Origin of the sequence: Psychroserpens jangbogonensis (assembly GCF_000797465.1) — a bacterium.
Lineage (GTDB): Bacteria > Bacteroidota > Bacteroidia > Flavobacteriales > Flavobacteriaceae > Psychroserpens > Psychroserpens jangbogonensis.
The window spans coordinates 63,056-84,620 of sequence record NZ_JSWG01000007.1; the positions used below are offsets into that span (position 1 = coordinate 63,056).

Consider the following 21,565-nt stretch of genomic DNA (forward strand, 5'->3'; position numbering starts at 1 on the left):
AGATTCAGTAATGGTTGATTATAAAAGTAAGACGACATTGACTTTGTTTTGTTACAATGTCGACTTAATTATTAAATTCAATAACCGAAATTTTTTAATTCCAGTTTTCGTCAAAATCTAAATCATTGTATTCCTCAGAATCCAATTCATCATCCAATTCATCATCAAATTCATCTTTATAGTCATCAAGTTTTTCTGCTACAAAAGTTTTTTCAGGAGCAGAGTCAGGAATTTGTCCGAAAACAAACATTAGGTTTGGGTAATCAGTACCTTCAGCTTCTTCAGCAATTTCAGCAAGTTCTACTAAAAAGGTCCACATATTCATGAAATCGTAAACATAAATCAATTTTGTTTGCGATTGACTTACTACCTTGTTTAAAGCAGTTTCACTCATTAATCTTACAGATGAATTACCTTCACTTACATCAAACATAGAAATTTCTTCACCTTGATCCCATTCTTCATTACTAAGATAAAAAGACGCCATTTCTAAGCCACCAAATCCAAACGATTGGGTAATGGCATTATGCAAGTCTTCAAGCGAATCTGTTTCACGAATTTCTATATCGCGAAAAACATCTTCTTTAGTATCGTTATCAAGTATAACTCTAAATCTGTATATCATGTTGCAAAAGTAAATTATTTACAGAAACGATGCAAAGTAAATGTCATTGCTGTTAGCAATAAAAAAGCACCAACCTGATGAGCTACTCCTAGCCAAACTGGAACGGCATAGATAATTGTCAAAACACCCAATAAAAACTGAATGCCAACCATAATTAATAAGGCATTAATACCATACAATTGGTTATTAGTAAGAATTAATCGTTTTGCTCGATACCAAATGAATAGTATAATTGCAACTACCAAATATGCTAAGGTTCTGTGTACAAATTGAACGCCACTTTTTCCTTCAATAAAATTTTTATATAACGGACTTTGTTCAATGTATACGGTTTCGTGCATAAATTTGCCGTCACTCATCAGTGGCCAATGATTATGCATTATTCCTGCATCTAAGCCAGCTACAAAAGCACCATACACAATTTGGAGGATTAGTATCCCTAAACCAAATCTTATGATGTTTCTCACTCCTTTATCAATGTCTTTTTTGATTGGGAATATCAAATCTAAAGCGACCCAAAACGTATATGCAACGGTTATAAAGGCAGTTGTTAAATGCATTGCCAATCGATAATGACTTACATCTGGATTGTCAACTAATCCACTTTTAACCATATACCAACCTAAGAAGCCCTGGAAGCCACCTAAACAAAGCAAAACAATCGCTTTTTTAATTGTTGGTTTTGATATTTGCTTGGTTATTAAAAAGAATATAAAAGGAAGTAAGAATACCAAACCTATAAACCTACCAATAACACGATGAATCCATTCCCAGAAGTAAATGTCTTTAAAGTCCTGAAGGTCGAAATGCGTATTTAGTTTTTGATATTCTGGATATTGTTTATACAATTCGAAAGCATCATTCCATTCAACCTCATTCATAGGAGGAATGGTTCCAGAAATTAATTTGTAGTTAGAAATTGATAATCCAGAATGAGTTAGCCTTGTAATACCACCTACAATGACCATTATAAAAATCAATACACAACCTGTGAATAACCAATAGATAACTCTTTTGTTGTCCTTTTTCATTTTCTATTTTTATCTAGCATCCATCTAAATTATCAGACTTATGCTTTTATTTTTTTTAATATTTGTCTCGCTCTAGCTTTATAACCTGCACTCTGCGTTTGATAATCTCTCTCTAATATCAATACTAATTCAGGATGAATCCAATCAATGTTATTTCCTAACAAAAACAACGTATTCATTGCATAAGCTTTAGGAGCAATTTTCTCATCATTAATCATCCAATCAAAACAAGATTCAACAATTTTTTCTTTATGTTTTGAATTTAAGGACATTTGAATACTATTAATTGATTTGGAGTAATAGGCTTTGACTAGATATTCACAAACTTTAGCCACTGGTCTTACAGCAGAATCTAAATGAACCTTATGAATGCTTTCAGTAAATCTATCCAAATATGGAATAATAGCTTCTAACTTTTCACCACACATAAACTCAAAAACCCAAGCAGCACGACAAGATACCTTATCGTCAACACTAAATAATATATCCATTAATTCTGGAATAAGTTTAGGTTGCGAGATTACTAAATTGGCATAGTAGAGGCGCTTCTCTCGCGAATGGTTGACGTAATTTAATTCGTTGTAAAGTTGTGCAGTTGTCAATCCTTTTTTTTAATTTTAAGCATTACAAAAATAATCAAAATGAAACTCATAAAAAAGATACTCCTAGCTTTACTTATTGTATTTATTGTAGCACAATTCTTCGGACCAGATAAGAATGAAGGTGATTATGCTTCAATTGAATCTTTTATTGCAGAAACAAAACCTTCGCCAGAAGTCAAAAGCATATTGAAAGAATCGTGTTTTGATTGCCATAGTAGTGTCACACGTTATCCTTGGTACAATAATATTACTCCTGTCAATTATTGGCTTGAAGATCATATTAAGCACGGAAAAGGACACTTTAATGTTTCTAAGTGGGATAAGTACAAAACTAAAAAGAAAGACCACAAACTCGACGAGTTAATTGAAATGGTTGAAGAAAAAGAAATGCCATTAAACTCTTATACATGGACACATTCTGAAGCTAAATTGACAGATGCTCAAATTAAGGCTGTTATCGATTGGGCAAAAGGAGTGAGAGCTACTTATGCTGCTGAACTTTCTAAAGATTAGCGAATTTAAGCTATGCAAAAAAAACTCCTTATCATTGGTTTTGTTTGGCCAGAGCCTAATAGTTCTGCAGCGGGAAGCAGAATGATGCAATTAATTTCCTGTTTTAAATCTGAAGGTTATGCTATTACCTTTGCAAGTGCTTGCGCAAAAACTGACAATGCTTTTGATTTAATACCCTTAGGAATTGATCAAGTAACAATAGAGTTGAATCATTCTAGTTTTGATGAATTTATAATTCAACTTCAACCTGACCTTGTTTTGTTTGATCGCTTTATGAGTGAAGAACAATATGGTTGGAGAGTAGCTGAACAGTGTCCGAATGCTTTGCGATTACTCGATACCGAAGATTTACATTGCTTACGGAAAGGAAGGCAACAAGCCTTCAAAGATCAGCAAACCTTTGATACGACTTATCTTTTTAATGAGACAGCAAAACGCGAAATAGCTAGTATTTACAGGTGCGATTTATGTTTGATTATTTCTGAAGCTGAAATAGATATTTTGACTCAGGTTTTTAAGGTTGATCATTCGCTTTTATATTATTTACCTTTTCTGTTAGAACCTATTTCAGACAAAGCAATTAGTGATTTCCCAAAATTTAAGGAACGAGAACATTTTGTAACTATTGGAAATTTTTTACATCCACCAAATTATCAATCAGTTTTATATTTAAAAGAACATATTTGGCCTTTAATAAGACAACAATTACCAACAGCTCAATTACATAATTATGGCGCTTACGCTTCACAAAAAATCACTCAATTACATAATGAAAAAGACGGCTTTTTAATTAAAGGTTATGCTGAAGATGTTCCATTAACATTACAAAATGCAAAAGTATGTTTAGCACCTTTACAATTTGGAGCTGGTTTGAAAGGAAAGTTGATTGATGCAATGCAAAACGGAACACCTTGTGTAATGAGTTCTATTGCTGCCGAAGGGATGTTTGGAAGTTTAGATGCCAATGGATTCATTTCTGATGAAGTAGGTGATTTTGTCAATTCAGCCGTTGCATTATATACTAATAAACCTATTTGGAAAGACACTCAGGCTAAGGGATATAAAGTGATTAATTCACGTTTTCAGCTTTCAAATTTCGAAACGGATTTCATTCAACTTCTCCACGATGTAATGTCAATTTTAAAAACACATCGTCATGAAAATTTTATTGGTCAAATGCTTCAACATCATACTGCGCAAAGCACGAAGTATTTGAGTAAATGGATAGAGGAGAAGCATAAAGACAATTAGCAAAATATATTGATGACATTTTAATAAACTTTCGATGGTTTGATATAATCTTAAAATCATTACCACCATGAAAGTTATTTTTAAATTAGTCTTAGTTCTTTTAGTTTTTAGTTTCTGCTCTTGTTTCTTCTGATGACGACAGCAACAATAATGATAACGATTTTACCTTTGAAGGTGTCTGGAGACTATCTGCCATAAGTGTTGAAAGTTCATTTGATTTCAATAACGATGGGATTTCAAGCCGAAATCTTTTTGAAGAAACACCTTGCTATGATGGTGATTTTATAAATTTTAGAGCTGATGGCTCTGTAAATATTGTATCTGCCTTAACCTTTATTTCAATTGAAATTACAAGTCCTACTGAGTTTGGACATGTCTATGAATGTTTAGATGGCTTAGATAGAGAATCGTCTTGGATTAAAGAAGGTAACATTGTAACTGTTGAAAATGGAAGTACAGATTTAGTAGGAATAATTATAGAAAACACATTGACAGTAGTGTTAGCAGAGACCTTTGAAATTGAAATGTATGATGGCATGAATTACTCTTATCCAGAAGAAGATGTCGTTCTAGAATATACCAAAGAATAACATTACTAGTACTATTTTAAAACCTGTTGTATCTGAAGTAAAGCCATATCAATAACTTTTGGATGATCAAGCTGATTGTGACATAAGGATAATTCTGTACAAGCGGTTACCACAAGATAATCCTTGGAGTATAACTGAATAAGGTTTTGATAGTTTCTGAAATCTGAGTCTAAATCACTATTGTTGTATACTTTTTTTCTGAAGTTATCTATGTCGATCTGTTCTTCTGCTGTAGGTCTTTTTGTATTAATTCCTTCAGCTTTTAAGGCATCAGAAATATAATTGGATGTCATTGTATATTGAGACCCAAAAAGAACTATAGTATTGATGTCATTCGCTTTACAATAGGCAATCGTAAGTTGAATGGGATGAACAATATTCAAATTGTGAGCAATTTTATCTAAAGTTTCGTGTAAAGTGATGTTCGGAATAAGATATTGTTCAACTTCAAATTTTGAGATTTCATTTAAAGTATTAGTTAATTCAGGAATAAGTTTATCAAACTGATTTGGTAAAAACGGATTGATAAGATTAAAATCTATCTGGTACATCAAAAAAGGGAACGTGTGGAAATCACCTAATTTTTCATGAAACTTATTATGCAAGGTATTTACATAATACTGAGTGCTTCTCTCACCAAGACCAAGAATACAAGTCTGTTTTGATTGCTTTGCCATGTTATACTTTTTCTAAAATATAATCTGCAAAGTAGTGCTTACAATCTGTAAGCCTTGTAATCAACTTCAGTTGGCTGTCTTTTAAAATATTATTGATAATGTCATCATTATATTTTCTGGAGATTTCGGTATGTATTTTTTCTCCTTTTTTAAACACAAAGGATTTATTTAATGAATCTATAGTAACGATTTGATCAATTTTACTAACCAAATAACTCTTGGCAATGCCTTCGACTACGGTGTATTCAGGAAGGTGATCAAATTCATCAAGATTAAAATCCCCTTCAAGTTCTCTATTAATACGTTCTAAAACATTTAGATTAAAACGCTTGGTGATGCCTTGTTTATCGTTATAAGCTGGCAGCACAATATCAACAGATTTAATCAAATCTACACCTAGTAAAATTTTATCATTTGTATTAAGTGATTCACTTAAAGATGCTACAAAACGTTTCGCGTTATCATCTAGCAAATTTCCAATATTAGAGCCTAAAAACAAAACTACCTTAGGAGCTTTTGTGTCCTTAAACGAAGACAATATTTTGAAATATTCACCTTGCCTTTTTGAAACATTTACATTTGGAAATTCTTTATGTAAAGTAGTTTCTAATTGATTTAATGCATTCTGAGATATGTCGATAGGGACATATTCAAAATCATAACCATCATCATCCAGTTTTTGTAGTAGTTGTTTGGTTTTAGTACCATCTCCTGCACCAAGTTCAACCAGTTCAAAAAACGTATCTTTTTGTAGTTTTAAACTATCAATAATATTCTGAGTTTGATTCTTGAAAATATCCATCTCTGCATTGGTGAGATAGTATTCTGGCATATTCATGATTTCAACAAAAATGGCATCTCCTTTTTTATCGTAAAAGTATTTTGAAGACAAGGTTTTATTGACCTTACTCAAACCTTCGTTAACATCATTTTTGAAATTATTAATCATTTAACTTTTCAATTATTTAATTACTAGGAAGCAAAACATACATTATTTAGCGAGTCTGATTCCTGAAAATTGCCATTGTGTATTTGGTGAGAAAAAATTGCGGTATGTTGGTCTACTATGATTTTCTGTTGTAGCAGCCGAAGCGCCACGAAGTACCATTAAATTAATCATAAACTTTCCGTTGTATTCTCCAACAGCACCTTTTGCCGTTTTAAAATGAGGATATGGTAAATAAGCCGAATTTGTCCATTCCCAACGATTTCCCCAATCTAATTGTTTTGAAGCCACTTCCCATTCAAATTCTGTTGGTAATCGCATACCTTTCCAGAAGGCAAAGGCTGAAGCTTCATAAAATGAGATATGACTCAATATGTCATCTGGATTGATTTCCTCCAATCCTGAAAGCGTATAGTGATACCATGTATTATCTTTTTTAATCCAATAAAGTGGATGCTCAATGTGATATTCATTTATCCAAGACCACGCATCATCTAACCAATATTTTGAACTTGTATATCCTCCAGTTTCTATAAAATCTAGATATTCTCCATTGCTAACTAACGATTTCGAAATTTCGAAAGGCTCTAGAAACACACGATGTTGACCTAATTCGTTATCAAAACTAAATCCGTTACCATCGTGGCCAATGTGATAAATCCCTTCATCTACTGCAATCCAACCTGCTTCAGAATTTTTCTGATTGATGAAGTTTCTGTCTGAATATTTTGGATATAACGGATTACATGAAAATGTATATTTTAAATCGGTAAGCAATAATTCTTGATGTTGTTGCTCATGATTAATTCCTAAAACAGTTAATTCTGTAATCTCATTTGATGTTGAGCTTTCTAGAAGTTGAACCATGGCTTTATTCACATGTGCTCTATATTGATAAATAGTTTCAATATTGGGACGTGTAATCAAACCTCTATTTTGACGCTCAATGCGTTGTCCTAAACTGTTATAGTAGCTATTGAATAAATATCCGAAAGAGGAATCAAACTCCTGATAGTATTTTGCGAAGGGTTTTAGGAGCATTTCTTCAAAAAACCATGATGTATGTGCTAAATGCCATTTAGGCGGACTAGCAAACTCTGCAGATTGTGGCATGTAATCTTCAACTTGAAGCGGCTTACACAAACGTTCTGTGACCGATCTTGTTTTAGTAAAAAGAGTTAAAGTGTTGTTCATGTAACTACTGCCGAAACCTAAGAATAATATCTTAATGATATAGACTTGTAGTCAAAGATAAGTAAGAAAACTTACATGTGTTGAAGAATAAATGTTAGGATTATTATAAATTTTCAGTCTTAATATCTTCAATCTCTAAACCTATAAATAAGAGTTTATGAAACGTTGGTAATTGTGCTTCAGTTGAAGTAGTAGTCCAATCTGACCAAGAAGCTTCCAATCCATCAATTGGTAAAATATCAACCCACATTTGATAACTTTTTGGTTTTCCGCTGTTATCAAAATGCCATAAATACGAATCACCAGGTGTTGATCCTCCAGAGGAATAGGTCACTAAAAGTGCCTCATTATCGTTTTCTGTTTTTACGAGTCTTCGTTCCACGCCATCATCAAAGACTTTGTAAGGCGCAACTAACCAAAAGGTATCATTATTGAAATAGCTTTTAGCCTTATTAATGTAGTCGTTAACATCAGCTTGGTTGTATCTTATTTCATTGATAAACACTTTACTCTTTTTATGATCGATTAAATTTAGATCTACTTTTATGTTTTTCCAATAAACTTCACAAGTGTTTTTAGATTTATTCCATTTGAAATGGTGACGTTTTTTAAAGGTGAATTCAATATAGTCTGTGGCTTTATAAGCGTCATAATTCAAAGCATTGAGCATTCTTATAGCCAAAGCATCTGCAGCTTTTCCTTGAGTTCCTGTTGGTAAATCTTCATTGTATTTGAAATACATAAATCCGAATAATAGGAGCGTAGGTAAGGTGATGAAAATGATGACACCAACAATGATTTTAAATATTTTTTTTACTCTAGATGTCTTAGCCATGGTAACTGATTAGTCTTAATTCAATTTTTGTTTAATAGCTTGAGCTAGAAGCTTAGCAGCATCAGGATTAGTTCTAAACCATAATTCGGGTTCTATGAGTTCTAATTCTGAAAGTGCAAGGTTACCATTATTATCTTCAAAAATGTCGACTCTAGCATAAATTGGTAGTTCATTACACGCTTTAACGCAAGTTTCAGCAAACTCTATTTCAGAAGCAGTAGGAGAATATTCGTGAACGCTTCCTCCAAAATCATCTTGAACTCTAAATTCACCCGCTTTTGCTTTTTTAAGCATAGCATGTGTAAATTCTCCATTGAAAACCATCATTGATATTTCACCTTTGCTTACAATGTTGTATTGAAAAGGCTGCAACATCATGGCTTCATTGGCAATCAATTCTTGAAAAATGGATTCATGAACTTCTAAGTTTTCTGGATTTAGTTTGTACGTATGTCTTGCAGCACCAGAAATACATGGCTTTAAAACTGTGTCTTTCCAATTTAAAATGTGATGGAGTTGTGTTAAAGAAACTTTGACACCTTGTTCTATAAAATGACTTTCGGTAATTTGCACTCCATTTTTCTCCAAATCTAAAAGGTAATGCTTGTCTAAATTCCAACGAATAAGAGCTTCAGAGTTTAATAAAGTTGTTTGTTTTGAAATAATTTCTAACCATTCTGAAAACTCATCATAGCGATCAAAATAATCCCAAGTCGTTCTGAATAACACCGATTTTGTAGTTGACCAATCAAAAAACATATCGTCCCAAGCGAGTCTTAAAGTTTTGAGTCCGAGTTCTTCTAATGCATAATAAACTAATCGATCTTCAAAATAAACATTATGCTTATAGGCATCAGTTTTTGAATCGTTTAGATAGCGTTGTTCAGTAAGAATTACACAATCGTATGTAATCATTTCGTTTAGGTTAAGCAACTAAATTAGTAAAAGTAAACGAGAAGGTTAGAACTAAATTGTTAATTATATGAGTTGTCTAAATAGTTTTTAAAAGAGGAACAGTTATGCTATGAATTTACATATTGATTCTTGAATATTATCATCATTTTATGATCATAATATTCGTTGTCAATTTTCAGAAAGTTCTTTTGGATACCATATTGTTCAAAGCCTATTTTTTCATAGATTTTCTCAGCATTTTTATTGATTGTTATCACATCAATTTCTATTTGCTCAATTCCATTTATTTTGAAAGCCTCATTTAAGGTCGATTTTATAATATTCAAACCAATATGTTTTCCTTGATATTCAGGTGCTACAAAGACTTGAATAATAATTCCTCTATGATTTGTTTTTTTTCTGTCATGCCTATTGAAACCTGAAATACCAATTAATTTATCCTTATGAAATGCGCCTATTACAAAATTACTTGCATTGGAACTTTCTATACATGATTGAAAGAATAATTTATCTTTTGCCTTTTCATCTTGGTAATTTGAAGTGAAATTTTTTGGATAATCCTTTAAACATTGTAATCTTATTTCTCTGTAAGAATTTGATTCGTTAGGATGTAGTTTTCGAAAGTTAATTTCCATTCTAAGAATTGGTTATAAATGATTTGTTTAGTACTAAATTAACAAAAGAAACCGAATCAAAGTAAATTCAATTGTACTTTCAATTCATAGTAAGAAGTTTAAGCTAGGCGATTTGTTGCCAAGTTGTTTTATGTATTTCGTAACAAATACAATTTTCAAACTCAGGATAATCTTTCATTTTAGGATGGATAAACTCGCCGATTTTTTTCATCCCAATTTTTTTCATTATGCTTTCAGATTTGGTATTTTTCTCAGTAAACACTGAGATTATTTTTTCTAAACCCAATTCTTTAAACGCATATTCTAGGCATTTTTTAGCGCCTTCGGTTGCATATCCATTTCCCCAAGAACTTTGTTTTAATCGCCAACCAATATCTGTTGCAGGCGTAAATTCTGTTTCATATTCTTGAAATGCTAATCCAATAAATCCAATTAATTCTCCAGTTTCTAAAACTTCGGTGGCGAAGTAGTTGTATCCATTTTTATCATAATGTTTTTTCAATCGGTCAATAAAATCAGATGTTTCACTTTTAGATAATGGTTTCGGGAAGTATTCCATGACATCTGAGTCGGCATTTATTTTCGCGAATTCTTCTAAGTCGTTGTTATTCCAATTACGAAAACCAAGTCTTTCAGATTTAAAAATATAATCTTTTTTCAATTTAATAGTGTTTGTTTAGCAAGTCAATAATTATACTCGTTTGTTAGGCAACGCTTTTATTAATACCGCTTTTTTGCTTTTTTCAGCGTGAGTCATTGCAATTATAAATTCAGTTAGTTCAAAAGTGTCCATTTCCAATTGTCCGAGTTGTATATTCAATTCTTGAGCTCCATTCTCCTCATTCAATTTGGCAACACTTTTATAAAACTTGCTTTTCCTTTTAGAAGGTCTAAAGTTTTCAGGAACTAAAAGACAAATAAAATGTTGACCATAAATGTTTATTGGATAAGCATCTTTTATTATTTCCCAATTTATAAATTCATTGTGAGTTGTTCTATCGTAAATTCCAATTTCGTTTATGATTACCTGTGGTCTTTTGTCAAACAAATGAAAAAGACCAACTGGAATTACTAAACCAAAAAAGCAAGTTCCTATCCAGCCCATTATTCTATTACTTTCACTCGCATCTTTTCTAACAATCATCCATATTCCAACTGCAATTAAAGGTGCAGCCAGTAAAAATAATTTCAGCACCTTTTTTTTTGATTTATATAGTTTGATTTCGGTCATTCTTTAAGTGCACGTTAAAGTTACGTTGGCAAGGTCTAAATTAATATAACAATAATGATGCACAGTGATGAGAATAATTTTTTTATTTAAACATTTACTAATTTGCTTGGATTACCTCTATAATCCAATTAGAAATTTCTTTCAATGCAATTGGAGATATTGTTTGTTCTATCTCTTTATATTCATTCATTTTACCCGTTGTACATTCTTGAAATAAATGGTTTAAATTTTCTAACTCAACAATCTTATAGTTCTTATTATTCCCCTTAATTAAAGCATTTCGTATCGCATTTTGATTTACGGTTGCATTAACTTGAACATCCTTACTTCCGTTTAAGGACAACACTGGAATAGTTAGTTTTTCATATTCATCAGCAGGATTATAGTTAAAGAAATAAGTGTTCCAAGGTTTTAAAACACCATCGGTTTCTTTTGTGATAAATGCTGAGATATTTTCTTCTGTGGCACCTAACGACTTTAAAATGGGAGTTAAATAAGTATTATTATGCGCCAATAATTCTTTCCTTTTTTGTAAAATTTCTTTGTTAGAAGCTGCAATTTCAATTGCTTCTCTTACATTTTTTTCAAAAGCTAGTTCATCTGGAACAGGAAAAGGCCTCAATGATTTAGATTGCATAACTGATATTTCACTTCCTGAAATACCTGTTCCGGCCATAGACACCATAAATGAGATGTCTGAAGTTTGATTGGCAGCCAAAGGCGCTATTATGCCACCTTCACTATGTCCAACTAATCCAATCTGATTCGTGTTGATATCGTTTCTTGATTTTAAATATTGAACAGCACTTAATACATCTTGTGCAAAATCTGCTGTTGTGGCCTTACTAAAATTACCTGTAGATTCTCCAAAGCCTCTATCATCATAACGTAATACAGCTATGTTGTTTCGCGTAAGGTAATCCGAAAGTACTAAAAACGGTCTGTGTGTTGCTGAGCTTCCATTTCTGTCAGTTCTCCCACTACCGCTTATTAAAACAACTACTGGGTATTTACCTTTTTTTGACGGTCGTGTAAACGTTCCAGAAAGCGAAATACCAGCTTTAATATTGTCAAATTTTACATTTTCTTCATGGTAAGGGTAAGGTTTTGTTGGCTCTTGTGGCCTATTAATTTTAGGCATTTCAGGGTTCCCTTTTTTTAAATTTAAAACGAGTTTAACGTTACCTTCATTATAATTACCTTCAAATTGATGTGTGGTTTCATTCCAGATACCTTCATATTTCATACCTAAGTCGGGTGCATCTATTAATAACGTCCCTTCTTCAAAAGACGTTGACTTAGGTTTAATACCATCAACATTAAAGGTTGGGATAGCCATTGTTGACGTGTAAAATTCTCCATTTTTTTCTAAGAGAAAGACAAAGAGAATTTCTTTATTATCAGGTGTTTTAGCATTCCCATGCCATACACCTGGTAGTTCTTGGGAAAATATATTCAATATGGAGAATATTAATAGAATTGTAGTTGTTATTACTGTTTTCATTGTTTTGAATTTTAATTGTAAATGCCTCAGCAAATTATTTTTTGCTGTAGTGCTTAAAAAAAATAGTATTAATAATTGTTGTGATTGAAGAGTTTTATTGCGGAATGGAGCTAAAGTATATTACCTGTAGCCTTCGCCTTAGAATCCATGTTACGACCTATAAATAATCCAATTAGCATACCAATGCTAATTCCTACTGAGAGTCCTAAAGATTTTTCAAAACGCATACCCAAAACAACGCCAAGTACAGTTCCGAAGGCAGCTCCAGTTGATATTCCAATATTTGTATAGTATCCAATTGAAATTAAAGAATGCTTTTCTCTTAAATAGTCTTCGAACTCTTTTAACCCTTTACTGTAATGTTTTTTTCTGTTCTCAGGATTTGATTTTAAATTTAAGTTATCAAGTTTTGCTTCAATAGATTGAATTTTGTCTACTGTAAACTCTCGAATTTTTAATTCGGAAAGTATATAAAGAAATTTCTCATAAATCTTAATTTCAGATTTTTTATGTGTTTCGTTCTTTAATTTTTCAAAAAAAGTATAAGTGTTAACTATTGTCATAATATTTAGTGTTTTCTTGGTTAGTGGCTGAAAACAAAAAATATTACATGTAAAACATTTTTTTTAAAAGAATAAACTAAAAACCTAAGTAAGAAAAGGCTTAATAAGGGCTGTTTAAGTTCTTAAACTTTCTAAATCTGCTAATATTTCATTTAGTTTTTTGAAGACTCTTCCATAAACAAGATTCAAATCCCATTTGTATATTCTACCACCAAAATAGGCTAACAAACTTAAAATTAGAACAACAATGACGATTCCTATAAGTGGAATTCCAAAAATTAAATACAAATCAGGAAAATTTAATACTATATGGTCTACAAGCCTTTTTCCCAATAGAGATCCCTCAGAATCTTTAAACCAAAACCCTAAAATAAAGGACATAAACATAATTGGGTACAAAAATGTTGACATTCTCTTATTTATAGCGACTTGCATTTTGATCCAATTGTTGAATTCTTTTAGATATTGATAACTATTGCTTCCTTTATCTATTTCCTCTAAGCCATTCAATAATTTTTTATTAATGATCACGAGTGCCATTAGAGTTACGAAAAACATAATACCCATTATAGGTATTCCAATAAAAAATGTTACAATTAAAAAGACAAATGCAAATGCAACAATAGCAATTAAATTTATACGAAACATCCTTTTAAATTTATCAATAATATGTATTGATTTTTGATTGTAGAGGTCGTTTATTTTAGGAGCAACTAAGGCATCATTTTTAAGAAAACCTTCTTTCCAGATATTTTCAATTGATTTTTCCATCTAGTATATTTTTTAATCTAATTTTTATTCTTTTTACACGTACACCAATATTGTTTGGATTGGTTCCAATTATTTCAGCGATTTCCTTGTATGGTTTTTCTTCTAAATAAAGCATAATAATAGCTCTATCAATTTCTGATAGTTTTCTAATAGCATCATATAAAAGATTTAAAGATTCGTCTGAAAACGCATAATTATCTTCAGTTTCTTCAGCAGGTAAGGAGTCAGAGACAAAATGTTGACCTTTCTTTTTCTTTTTCTTAAGTAGGGTCAAACAAACGTTTAATGAAATCCTATAAATCCAAGTGCTCCATTGCGATTCCTCACGGAAATTATCTTTACTCCTCCAAATTTGCAAACACACTTCTTGATAATAATCTTCAAAATCTTCCTGCGAGTTGGTATAACCTCGACAAAGTTTTATAATTATTCCAGAAAACGGTAGAATAGATGTTTTATAAAAATCGTTACTCAATTTGTTTTTTTTTAGTTAGTGGTGTAAATCAATAATTATTACATGCAATTGAGATTATTTTTAAAAAAGTATAATGTTGTTATTTTTCACCAATGTCTTCATTCCAAAGTTCAGGCTTAGCTTCAATAAAATTTTTCATGAGCCTTTTACATTCCTCATTGTCTAAAACAATAACTTCAACGCCTCTTTCTTTCAGTAGTTCTTCTTCACCTAAAAAAGTGTGATTTTCTCCAATAACTACTTTAGGGATTTTATAAAGTAAAATGGTTCCAGAACACATTGAACAAGGAGATAAAGTCGTGTACAAAGTACATTCAGAATAGACAGAAGCAGGTTGTCGACCAGCATTTTCTAAAGCATCCATTTCACCATGTAAAATGGCACTTCCTTTTTGAACACGATGATTGTGACCTCTGCCAATAATTTTGTTCTGATGCACCAGTACAGACCCAATTGGAATGCCGCCTTCTTTTAATCCAATTTGAGCTTCATTAATTGCTGCTTGTATGAATTTTTCCATGATAATGATAGTTACTTTTTACTCCAACGACTTTGAATGTTACAACCACTTGAGCGCAGTAATGCTAGAATTGGACAACGAGCATCGACTTTTTGTCCTAAGCTTGTGATTTGTTCATTAGTTGCCTCTCCATGTACGATTGTATCAAGTCTTACATTCTTATAGCTTCCATTTGAATTATCTGACGTTCCCATAAAACCAGAAAGATCAAGGTCAATTTCAATCTTTATATTGATTTGCTCAATATTTATAGAGAGTTCATCAGCAACAACTTGAGCTTGTTCATTTTGGCATCCTGCTAATGAAGCTGTAAAATATTGCATGGGATTTGGTCCTGAATTTGTTCCGCCATCTTCTATAGGCTCATCCAATTTAAGTTTCCATTCTGTATTCGTGATTTCTACTTTAGTTGGCCAACCATTTCCTTGAGCTTCAGCTTTGAAAGTTTCCAAATGTAAATTCTCCATATTTAAAATTATTTATCTAGTTTAATTTAATCAGTTTTAATCTAATTGTTTTGAATTATAAAACATGCAACTTTACTTTCAGGTTCGAAAAATATATATAAGTCTCCATCTCCCCAGAAATTTAAATGTTCAAAATATTGTTTATACCAGTCTTCTTTAGGTTTTACATTTGTACGTTTAGTTTCAACTCCAATATCACTTCTTAGTTCGCAAAGGAACTTCATTGTCTTATTATTTTTTGGAGAGGATGGAATATCTGGATATTGAATCCAACTAGGAACTCCAGTATGACCCATTCCATAACCAAAATCATTAGCTTTTTTTCCTTTAAAGTGTACTTTTTTGAATACAATTTCAGAATCGGGTTTCAAGTCATCATATGAATTATCTGTTTCTTTTAATTCTTCCAAGTTAATGACTTTCGGATTCATTGGGTCAGAGTAATCAACATATAGTTTGTCAAAATTTAAATATATAGGAGCAACCAGATGTAAGTCAAATGGAAGCCAAGAAAAGAAATCATCTGACTTGGAAAATTTTCCTAAATATTGAAATGGAGCATTAAATTCGAATTTTGGAATCGTAAATTCAGCTGGTGGTTCTCCTCCTAAATAACTTTTCGATGTCGAACTTGCATGTAATTGATATAATTGATTTGGTTTGAGATCAACAAAATTAAAATTCAATTCCCTTTCATTCAATTCTCGTTTAGTTTTATTGCCTTCATCAAAATCGAAAGCTCTTATAAGTTTATCATCCTTAAAGACAAGTTCTATTGATGACCAAATTATGTTTGCTGTTTTTTTATCAATTACTTGAGTTTTTAGAAATTTATGGCACTGTTCATCTCCATTAAGTTCAGCTTCCCATCCAGCTAAATAGATGGTCTTTTCATTATTTTGACCAAAACAAGAAGTTAAAAATCCCAATGCTACTATTAATCTAATTTTAGCTATAAGTTTCATAGGTTTTCAATTTGGCTATAGTGTGTTCATGAATGGCTCGATGCAGTGCGCACTAAGATAGCAAAAAGAAACAGCGTAAAGGACATTCTGTCAAATTAAGGAGAAGGCTCAGAACCAACTGCATTTCGCTGGCAATAGTTGTTATCCTAGTTCTTAATTAATTCTGTTAGCTTTTCCTGTGAATCTTTATAACCTAACTCTATTGCTTTTTTGTAGCTTTTTATAGCATCGTCTTTTAAGTTATTTGCCTTGTATCCATCACCTAAAGAGTCGAAAAGATTGCCATCGTCTGGATAGCGTTGAACATTTATTTTAAATAGTTCTAATGCCCAATCTAAATTTTCATTAGACCTTAATTGTAGATTTCCAATTGTATTTAAAAGACTTGCATTTGTAAAGTTATCAGCGTAATTCTCTTGAAGTAGAGTAATTAACTCATTCGATTTATCTGTTGAATGATGCTTTATATAATTCATTGTAAATGAGTAAACATTATCGGTTATTGGTTTTGGGGAATAGTTTTCCTCCAAAATTATTTTTGCAACAACATAAGCAATGCTTTCTACTTTTTCACTATTTGCATTTGTTGAGTAAACGATAAATAAATCCTTTTCAGGATACCAAATTAGAGAATGTGAAAATGTTCCATTAGAGCCGTTATGAGATATTCTTAAAGCATTGGATATTGAATGATTAACGACCCAGCCATAAGCATAACTATGAGTCTTTTTAGAATTCATTGGAATATAAGGCGTTGTTAAGTTTTTAAATGATTCGGCTGTCAATATTAAATTCGTTTTTAAAGCTTTGTGCCAAAGTAGCATATCATTCTGTGTAGAGTTAATTCCGCCATTCCCTTTTAGATGCCAATTGATATCTCCAGTTTCTTGATAACGTTTAATTGTAGACTCCGTTTCTATTATGTTCCTGTTGTATCCATGTGACATCTGTTGTGTATCCCATTTAGGCAAAAGATATCCTGTTTGTAGCATTCCTGCTGGTGTAAAAAGATACTCGTTTAAGAAGGCTTCATAAGGCTGACCAGAAGCTAATTCTATAATTCTTGCTAAAATGCTATATCCAGTATTAGAATAGGAATATTCTTCTCCAGGCACAGATAATAATTTACTTGCGAAAAGTTTCTCAAAAAAATCTTTTTGTGTAATTTCTGTAAAGTCACGTCCTATAGATTCTGAAAAACCAGCAGAATGTGTTAATAATTGATGTATTGTAATGCCTTGTTTATCAATTGGCACATTTATGAAAAACTTGCTTAACGAATCAGTTAATTTTAGTTGTCCTAATTCGGCTAGTTTTATAATGGCTGTACTTGTGAATTGTTTGGTGTTAGAACCAATGTCAAAAATTGTGTTTGGGTTATTAAGAGTTTTATTGTCCTTGTTAGCTAAGCCATATCCTTTGTTTATAATTAGCTCACCTTCTTTAATAGCTAGAATTGCACCCGAAAAACCATTAGAGGTTCCATGACTTAAATAATTGTCAATTTTTGTAAAAGTTTCTTTTGAGCTTATTTTTTTTTGAGCATTTGAAGTTACTATTCCCAATAGTACGAATGCAATTGTCGAAACGACAAAACGTGTTTTTTTCATTATGATTTATGATTTTTGAATAAGACGAATAGAAATCTAGATAGGTTACACTGTTTCCTAATTTATTGTGAACATTTCTTATTACAAGCGGTAAGAGAAACTGACTATGCACGTTGATAGTGTAGTTTTTAATTCTATTTTAATGTTTGAGCCGGATTTGTTTTAAAGATATAAGCAATAAAGCACCTAATAGCGTCAGTAGTAATTTGTTCATTTTCATGATATATTTTTGCTTAGTTACAATCTGGAACAATACCTTTAAGATACATTAAATTATATGCAGTTTCATATCCGATTTTATGTGCAGTCCACGTATTCCATTCATCAGAACTTTGATCTAGTGGTTCGTCACCTAAAACACATTCACCTGTTAATAATGTGTACATATAAGCTGCAGAAGCTTTGTCTAAATTTCCATGCATGTGCCAGTTGTCGCTATAGGCAGATTGTGAAGGAATAGCTTCTTTAAGTTGGACATACAAAGTTCGAATAGGTATTGCACGTGCATTTGGTAATTCTGCATTTCTAACCATATACAAAGCGGTCCCTAAGTCTGTACCATTATTGGTTTCGCTAATACGTTTGTCTAATCCGTATAACATTGAAGTGTTGCCATGGTTACCGTTATCTTGCATTGGAAACCCTAATGAAAAATCAAACTGAGCAGGATCGATATTATAGCGTTTATTTGGTTCAAAATTTGTATTTGCTCTTCCATAATTAAAATTAATAGGAGGTGTTCCATTACTTACAAGCGTTCGGTTTGATTGTCCTACTATCCATTGTAAACCATTTAAAATACCGTTTTCAGAACTTGTTCCAGTATGGTTGTAATTCAGAACATCATCATCAATATCACAGCTTTTAAATGGAGAAATAAAAGAACGTTCTCCAGTATATTGAACATTATCTGTTTCACTAGTTTTAGTTGCTAATGCTATTTCAGCAATTTCATCATCATATTGATAGTCAGACTTCTTTGCGCTTTTATTGAGTATTTGAGAATAAATTGATGCTGCTGCTAAATATGCACCGTTTGGTGTTGGATGTTCAATGTCTTCATCTTTTTTAGTAGATGGTAATGCCTCCCAAGCTCGACCAGCAGGAATAGTTTCAACAGTTACTTTTGCTCCATCTGCTGTGCGATGCGAGTATTCGGAAAAATGACCAATGGATGCTGTAGTGGCTACATCTTTTGGCCACAACATTAAAAGCAAAGGTTGAGCGTCACCTTCTGCAATTTTTGCAACAATTTTATTTACTCCTAAAGCATAATATCCTGGTAATTTTGCTATAATATATGGATCAGCACCTATTACAACATAATCCCATTTATGGGCACCTTCGCCTGCTAAATTTGCTAGTCTTTCTGATTGATTGTCTGGCCAATAATAATATTGCATTAATGAATGGCAATAATAATCGGCATCGAATACATTGCCAGCTTGTCCTAAACCATAAGTAACCACTTTTTCTTTATAAATATCTTCAAAATCAATATTCAATTCTAAATTAATAGAAGCGTCTTGTAATAAGATGTTTTCTAATTCTGTAGCTATTTTATTTGATGCAAATGCACCAGAACTTTCATTGATTGATTTACTTGTTCCTAATACTAAAATATTAAGTTCACCATCATCGTTAAGATCTGGTGAAACTTGAATTATTGAATTTTTAGATGAATCATCTGAAGAACAGCTGATTGTAAAGGTTAATGAAGTGAAGAGTATAATACTCAACAAATTAGAACATAATAAATTTCTTATAGCTGCTTTCATATTTTATTTAAAAAATTAACTGTTAAATTACTAAAAGAAAACGAACCAAAGGAAATACCATAGGATTTTTCGAGTAGGAGTACAAACGAAACCAGCAATGGACTATACACGTTGTTATGTTTAGTTGACTAAGGTGCTTTTCTTTAATTTATAATTTGATATCATCTAAAACTTCCCATTTTATATTCTACTATGGGTTTATTATTTGCTGATTATCACTCGAAACTCGATAATAATTAAATCGGTTATTATGATTTGTTTAATTTTTTGGAAATTCTAATATTAATGCGCAATTTTGACTCTTATCTTATAGCAAATTATGGAAAAAAAGAGTCTTGAAGTAGCCTTCGATAAATTATATGATAAATTGGAAGGATGGTTGAACACATTGATAGAGATGATTCCAAATGTCATTATTGCATTGGTTGTTTTTATTATTTTCTATATACTGAGTAGATGGATTGGTCATGTAATTACTAAAATGCTTGGGAAATTATCTAAAAACAATCTAATTAATAGATTGATTGCTAGAGCTTTATCCGTGTCAATCATTATGGCAGGTGTCTTTTTTGCTCTTGGGCTTATGCATCTTGATAAAACGGTAACCTCTCTTCTAGCTGGTATTGGGATTTTTGGATTGGCACTTTCTTTTGCTTTTCAGCATACCGCTACAAATATTTTATCGGGAATGATTATATCCTTGAGGAGTAAAATTCAATTGGGTGATCTTATTGATTCGAACGATACTTTTGGTAATGTATTGAGAGTAGGTTTGCGTTCAACGAAAGTTTTAAATGTAAAAGGTCAACATGTGGATATTCCAAATAGACTTCTTTTAGATAATACTTACAAAGAGTTTTCAAAAACAGGATTTAGAAGGATTGATGTAATTGGTAAAATAAATTTTAGAGAGAACCTAGATGAGATTAGACAAAAAGCTGAAGAGAGAATGATGAACTTTGATTTTCTCTATAAAGAGAAAACACCGAACTTTGTATACAACGAAATTCACAAGGAAAAGGTTGATTTTACTTTAAGGGTTTGGATGAAGTTCACTAATGTTGATGGTGATTATTTGAATGCCAGAAGTCAGTGTTTGATTGAACTTAGTAAATTATTCAATGAGCTTGAGGTAGAAATCGCTAGAGATGAAATTCTTTACCTAGACAGAATATAAGGCACAAAAACTCTTAAAGAATTACTTAGTTTAATTAAACCTAACGTGTTCGTGATGGTTTACTTCTCAGTTCGCTTCGCTCGTGTGTGTTGCTGTGAGAACTAAAAGAGCAAAAAAAAACAGCGTAGTAATAATTAAACATCATAGCAATTTATTATACACGTTGTTGGCTAACGTTTTTATTCGAGTATTAATATTTTTTCCATTTTATAATCCTCTTCAGAATGTCCATTTGGGAAAGAGTTTACAATCGATTCCATTATTCTAAACCCATTTTTTTGATAAATATCAATTGTATTTTGATTTTTTCGGTTTACAATTAATTCGATTTTTTTAATTCTGTTTTCCGTTGCAAATCGATAAACAAATTCCAATGCAGTTTTTCCAATTTTCCTTCCTCGAAATGATTCCAAAATATATAGTTTACTTAGACTAAGTATTTCGTCCAATTTTTGAATTCCTAAATACCCAACATTTTTTTCGTTAAAGTTTAGTAGATAATAGTTGAAATTCTCATTTTTAATTTGGCTTCCAATTGCTTTTTCCGATTGAAATTCTGTTAAAAAATAATCCGTATGTTCAGATGGAATAAATGGATCATAAACTTGGTGCATAATTTCATTCGCCAAATTTTCTATGATTTTAAATTCAGTCGAATTATCAGCTTGTTTAATCTCAATCATCGTTTTT

Annotated in this window: 24 protein-coding genes; 3 read left to right on the forward strand and 21 right to left on the reverse strand. The window is 31.6% G+C overall.

The genetic code is table 11. From position 1 onward, the window contains the following. Positions 1–94: 94 nt before the first annotated feature. The 3 genes from RH81_RS05550 to RH81_RS05560 are packed head-to-tail and all read right to left on the reverse strand — an operon-like array spanning position 95 to position 2,147. Positions 95–625, reverse strand: coding sequence for an IS1096 element passenger TnpR family protein (locus RH81_RS05550; protein ID WP_033958865.1), 531 nt, complete (start codon positions 623–625; stop codon positions 95–97). 14 nt (positions 626–639) lie between these two features. Further along, complete coding sequence (locus RH81_RS05555) at positions 640–1,656, reverse strand: COX15/CtaA family protein (protein WP_033958868.1); 1,017 nt, start codon at positions 1,654–1,656, stop codon at positions 640–642. A gap of 38 nt (positions 1,657–1,694) precedes the next feature. After that, positions 1,695–2,147, reverse strand: coding sequence for an adenylosuccinate lyase (locus RH81_RS05560; RefSeq protein ID WP_338152374.1), 453 nt, complete (start codon positions 2,145–2,147; stop codon positions 1,695–1,697). 150 nt (positions 2,148–2,297) lie between these two features. On the opposite strand from RH81_RS05560, the gene RH81_RS05565 reads away from it, so the two are divergent. Both RH81_RS05565 and RH81_RS05570 read left to right on the forward strand, forming a co-directional pair. Next, on the forward strand, positions 2,298–2,771 hold the full coding sequence (locus tag RH81_RS05565) for a heme-binding domain-containing protein (RefSeq protein ID WP_033958873.1): 474 nt from the start codon (positions 2,298–2,300) through the stop codon (positions 2,769–2,771). Positions 2,772–2,783: 12 nt separating this feature from the next. Next, the gene (locus RH81_RS05570) at positions 2,784–4,022 is read left to right on the forward strand and encodes a glycosyltransferase (RefSeq protein WP_033958875.1); all 1,239 of its coding nucleotides are present in this window, start codon (positions 2,784–2,786) and stop codon (positions 4,020–4,022) included. A 601-nt stretch (positions 4,023–4,623) separates the two neighbouring features. Here the strand turns inward: RH81_RS05570 and RH81_RS05575 are convergent. The 17 genes from RH81_RS05575 to RH81_RS05655 form a co-directional block, all read right to left on the reverse strand. Then, positions 4,624–5,289 carry an aspartate/glutamate racemase family protein gene (locus RH81_RS05575; RefSeq protein ID WP_033958877.1) on the reverse strand — a complete coding sequence of 222 codons (666 nt, stop codon included), beginning with the start codon at positions 5,287–5,289 and terminating at the stop codon, positions 4,624–4,626. A gap of 1 nt (position 5,290) precedes the next feature. After that, positions 5,291–6,238: an L-histidine N(alpha)-methyltransferase gene (locus RH81_RS05580; RefSeq protein ID WP_033958880.1), complete on the reverse strand. Its 948-nt coding sequence runs from the start codon at positions 6,236–6,238 to the stop codon at positions 5,291–5,293. 42 nt (positions 6,239–6,280) lie between these two features. After that, entirely contained in the window at positions 6,281–7,429 is a 1,149-nt protein-coding gene (egtB, locus tag RH81_RS05585; protein WP_033958882.1) for an ergothioneine biosynthesis protein EgtB, read from the reverse strand. A gap of 103 nt (positions 7,430–7,532) precedes the next feature. Then, positions 7,533–8,264 carry a hypothetical protein gene (locus tag RH81_RS05590; RefSeq protein ID WP_033958883.1) on the reverse strand — a complete coding sequence of 244 codons (732 nt, stop codon included), beginning with the start codon at positions 8,262–8,264 and terminating at the stop codon, positions 7,533–7,535. A 15-nt stretch (positions 8,265–8,279) separates the two neighbouring features. Beyond that, a complete protein-coding gene (locus RH81_RS05595) occupies positions 8,280–9,179 on the reverse strand; it encodes an ATP-grasp domain-containing protein (protein ID WP_033958885.1) in 900 nt (299 codons plus the stop codon). 107 nt (positions 9,180–9,286) lie between these two features. Beyond that, on the reverse strand, positions 9,287–9,814 hold the full coding sequence (locus RH81_RS05600) for a GNAT family N-acetyltransferase (protein ID WP_033958888.1): 528 nt from the start codon (positions 9,812–9,814) through the stop codon (positions 9,287–9,289). Positions 9,815–9,917: 103 nt separating this feature from the next. Beyond that, positions 9,918–10,475, reverse strand: coding sequence for a GNAT family N-acetyltransferase (locus RH81_RS05605; RefSeq protein WP_052172432.1), 558 nt, complete (start codon positions 10,473–10,475; stop codon positions 9,918–9,920). 30 nt (positions 10,476–10,505) lie between these two features. Beyond that, on the reverse strand, positions 10,506–11,009 hold the full coding sequence (locus tag RH81_RS05610; RefSeq protein WP_152604792.1) for an STM3941 family protein: 504 nt from the start codon (positions 11,007–11,009) through the stop codon (positions 10,506–10,508). Positions 11,010–11,142: 133 nt separating this feature from the next. Next, entirely contained in the window at positions 11,143–12,549 is a 1,407-nt protein-coding gene (locus RH81_RS05615) for an alpha/beta hydrolase family protein (protein WP_033958893.1), read from the reverse strand. A 110-nt stretch (positions 12,550–12,659) separates the two neighbouring features. Beyond that, positions 12,660–13,112: a DUF456 domain-containing protein gene (locus RH81_RS05620; protein ID WP_033958896.1), complete on the reverse strand. Its 453-nt coding sequence runs from the start codon at positions 13,110–13,112 to the stop codon at positions 12,660–12,662. 114 nt (positions 13,113–13,226) lie between these two features. Continuing rightward, complete coding sequence (locus RH81_RS05625) at positions 13,227–13,883, reverse strand: hypothetical protein (protein ID WP_033958898.1); 657 nt, start codon at positions 13,881–13,883, stop codon at positions 13,227–13,229. Continuing rightward, positions 13,867–14,358: an RNA polymerase sigma factor gene (locus RH81_RS05630; protein WP_033958900.1), complete on the reverse strand. Its 492-nt coding sequence runs from the start codon at positions 14,356–14,358 to the stop codon at positions 13,867–13,869. Before RH81_RS05630 ends, RH81_RS05625 begins: the two co-directional genes overlap by 17 nt. 79 nt (positions 14,359–14,437) lie before the next feature. Continuing rightward, positions 14,438–14,878, reverse strand: coding sequence for a nucleoside deaminase (locus tag RH81_RS05635; protein ID WP_033958901.1), 441 nt, complete (start codon positions 14,876–14,878; stop codon positions 14,438–14,440). Between the two features lie 11 nt (positions 14,879–14,889). Continuing rightward, entirely contained in the window at positions 14,890–15,345 is a 456-nt protein-coding gene (locus RH81_RS05640; RefSeq protein WP_033958902.1) for an OsmC family protein, read from the reverse strand. Between the two features lie 41 nt (positions 15,346–15,386). Further along, positions 15,387–16,310 (reverse strand): hypothetical protein, encoded by a 924-nt coding sequence (locus RH81_RS05645; protein WP_033958903.1) that lies wholly within the window; start codon positions 16,308–16,310, stop codon positions 15,387–15,389. A 146-nt stretch (positions 16,311–16,456) separates the two neighbouring features. Continuing rightward, entirely contained in the window at positions 16,457–17,920 is a 1,464-nt protein-coding gene (locus RH81_RS05650) for a serine hydrolase domain-containing protein (protein WP_033958905.1), read from the reverse strand. Between the two features lie 233 nt (positions 17,921–18,153). Further along, positions 18,154–19,698: a hypothetical protein gene (locus RH81_RS05655; RefSeq protein ID WP_033958906.1), complete on the reverse strand. Its 1,545-nt coding sequence runs from the start codon at positions 19,696–19,698 to the stop codon at positions 18,154–18,156. Between the two features lie 319 nt (positions 19,699–20,017). On the opposite strand from RH81_RS05655, the gene RH81_RS05660 reads away from it, so the two are divergent. Continuing rightward, on the forward strand, positions 20,018–20,875 hold the full coding sequence (locus tag RH81_RS05660; protein WP_033958907.1) for a mechanosensitive ion channel family protein: 858 nt from the start codon (positions 20,018–20,020) through the stop codon (positions 20,873–20,875). A gap of 179 nt (positions 20,876–21,054) precedes the next feature. On the opposite strand, the gene RH81_RS05665 is transcribed toward RH81_RS05660, so the two are convergent. Next, entirely contained in the window at positions 21,055–21,558 is a 504-nt protein-coding gene (locus RH81_RS05665) for a GNAT family N-acetyltransferase (protein ID WP_052172433.1), read from the reverse strand. Between the last annotated feature and the right edge of the window lie 7 nt (positions 21,559–21,565).

What these genes read in the sequence shown, in the direction of transcription:
- RH81_RS05550 (WP_033958865.1), bottom strand. Translation starts at nt 625, where the DNA reads ATGATATACAGATTTAGAGTTATACTTGATAACGATACTAAAGAAGAT.
- RH81_RS05555 (WP_033958868.1), bottom strand. Translation starts at nt 1,656, where the DNA reads ATGAAAAAGGACAACAAAAGAGTTATCTATTGGTTATTCACAGGTTGT.
- RH81_RS05560 (WP_338152374.1), bottom strand. Translation starts at nt 2,147, where the DNA reads ATGGATATATTATTTAGTGTTGACGATAAGGTATCTTGTCGTGCTGCT.
- RH81_RS05565 (WP_033958873.1), top strand. Translation starts at nt 2,298, where the DNA reads ATGAAACTCATAAAAAAGATACTCCTAGCTTTACTTATTGTATTTATT.
- RH81_RS05570 (WP_033958875.1), top strand. Translation starts at nt 2,784, where the DNA reads ATGCAAAAAAAACTCCTTATCATTGGTTTTGTTTGGCCAGAGCCTAAT.
- RH81_RS05575 (WP_033958877.1), bottom strand. Translation starts at nt 5,289, where the DNA reads ATGGCAAAGCAATCAAAACAGACTTGTATTCTTGGTCTTGGTGAGAGA.
- RH81_RS05580 (WP_033958880.1), bottom strand. Translation starts at nt 6,238, where the DNA reads ATGATTAATAATTTCAAAAATGATGTTAACGAAGGTTTGAGTAAGGTC.
- egtB (WP_033958882.1), bottom strand. Translation starts at nt 7,429, where the DNA reads ATGAACAACACTTTAACTCTTTTTACTAAAACAAGATCGGTCACAGAA.
- RH81_RS05590 (WP_033958883.1), bottom strand. Translation starts at nt 8,264, where the DNA reads ATGGCTAAGACATCTAGAGTAAAAAAAATATTTAAAATCATTGTTGGT.
- RH81_RS05595 (WP_033958885.1), bottom strand. Translation starts at nt 9,179, where the DNA reads ATGATTACATACGATTGTGTAATTCTTACTGAACAACGCTATCTAAAC.
- RH81_RS05600 (WP_033958888.1), bottom strand. Translation starts at nt 9,814, where the DNA reads ATGGAAATTAACTTTCGAAAACTACATCCTAACGAATCAAATTCTTAC.
- RH81_RS05615 (WP_033958893.1), bottom strand. Translation starts at nt 12,549, where the DNA reads ATGAAAACAGTAATAACAACTACAATTCTATTAATATTCTCCATATTG.
- RH81_RS05620 (WP_033958896.1), bottom strand. Translation starts at nt 13,112, where the DNA reads ATGACAATAGTTAACACTTATACTTTTTTTGAAAAATTAAAGAACGAA.
- RH81_RS05625 (WP_033958898.1), bottom strand. Translation starts at nt 13,883, where the DNA reads ATGGAAAAATCAATTGAAAATATCTGGAAAGAAGGTTTTCTTAAAAAT.
- RH81_RS05635 (WP_033958901.1), bottom strand. Translation starts at nt 14,878, where the DNA reads ATGGAAAAATTCATACAAGCAGCAATTAATGAAGCTCAAATTGGATTA.
- RH81_RS05640 (WP_033958902.1), bottom strand. Translation starts at nt 15,345, where the DNA reads ATGGAGAATTTACATTTGGAAACTTTCAAAGCTGAAGCTCAAGGAAAT.
- RH81_RS05645 (WP_033958903.1), bottom strand. Translation starts at nt 16,310, where the DNA reads ATGAAACTTATAGCTAAAATTAGATTAATAGTAGCATTGGGATTTTTA.
- RH81_RS05650 (WP_033958905.1), bottom strand. Translation starts at nt 17,920, where the DNA reads ATGAAAAAAACACGTTTTGTCGTTTCGACAATTGCATTCGTACTATTG.
- RH81_RS05655 (WP_033958906.1), bottom strand. Translation starts at nt 19,698, where the DNA reads ATGAAAGCAGCTATAAGAAATTTATTATGTTCTAATTTGTTGAGTATT.
- RH81_RS05660 (WP_033958907.1), top strand. Translation starts at nt 20,018, where the DNA reads ATGGAAAAAAAGAGTCTTGAAGTAGCCTTCGATAAATTATATGATAAA.
- RH81_RS05665 (WP_052172433.1), bottom strand. Translation starts at nt 21,558, where the DNA reads ATGATTGAGATTAAACAAGCTGATAATTCGACTGAATTTAAAATCATA.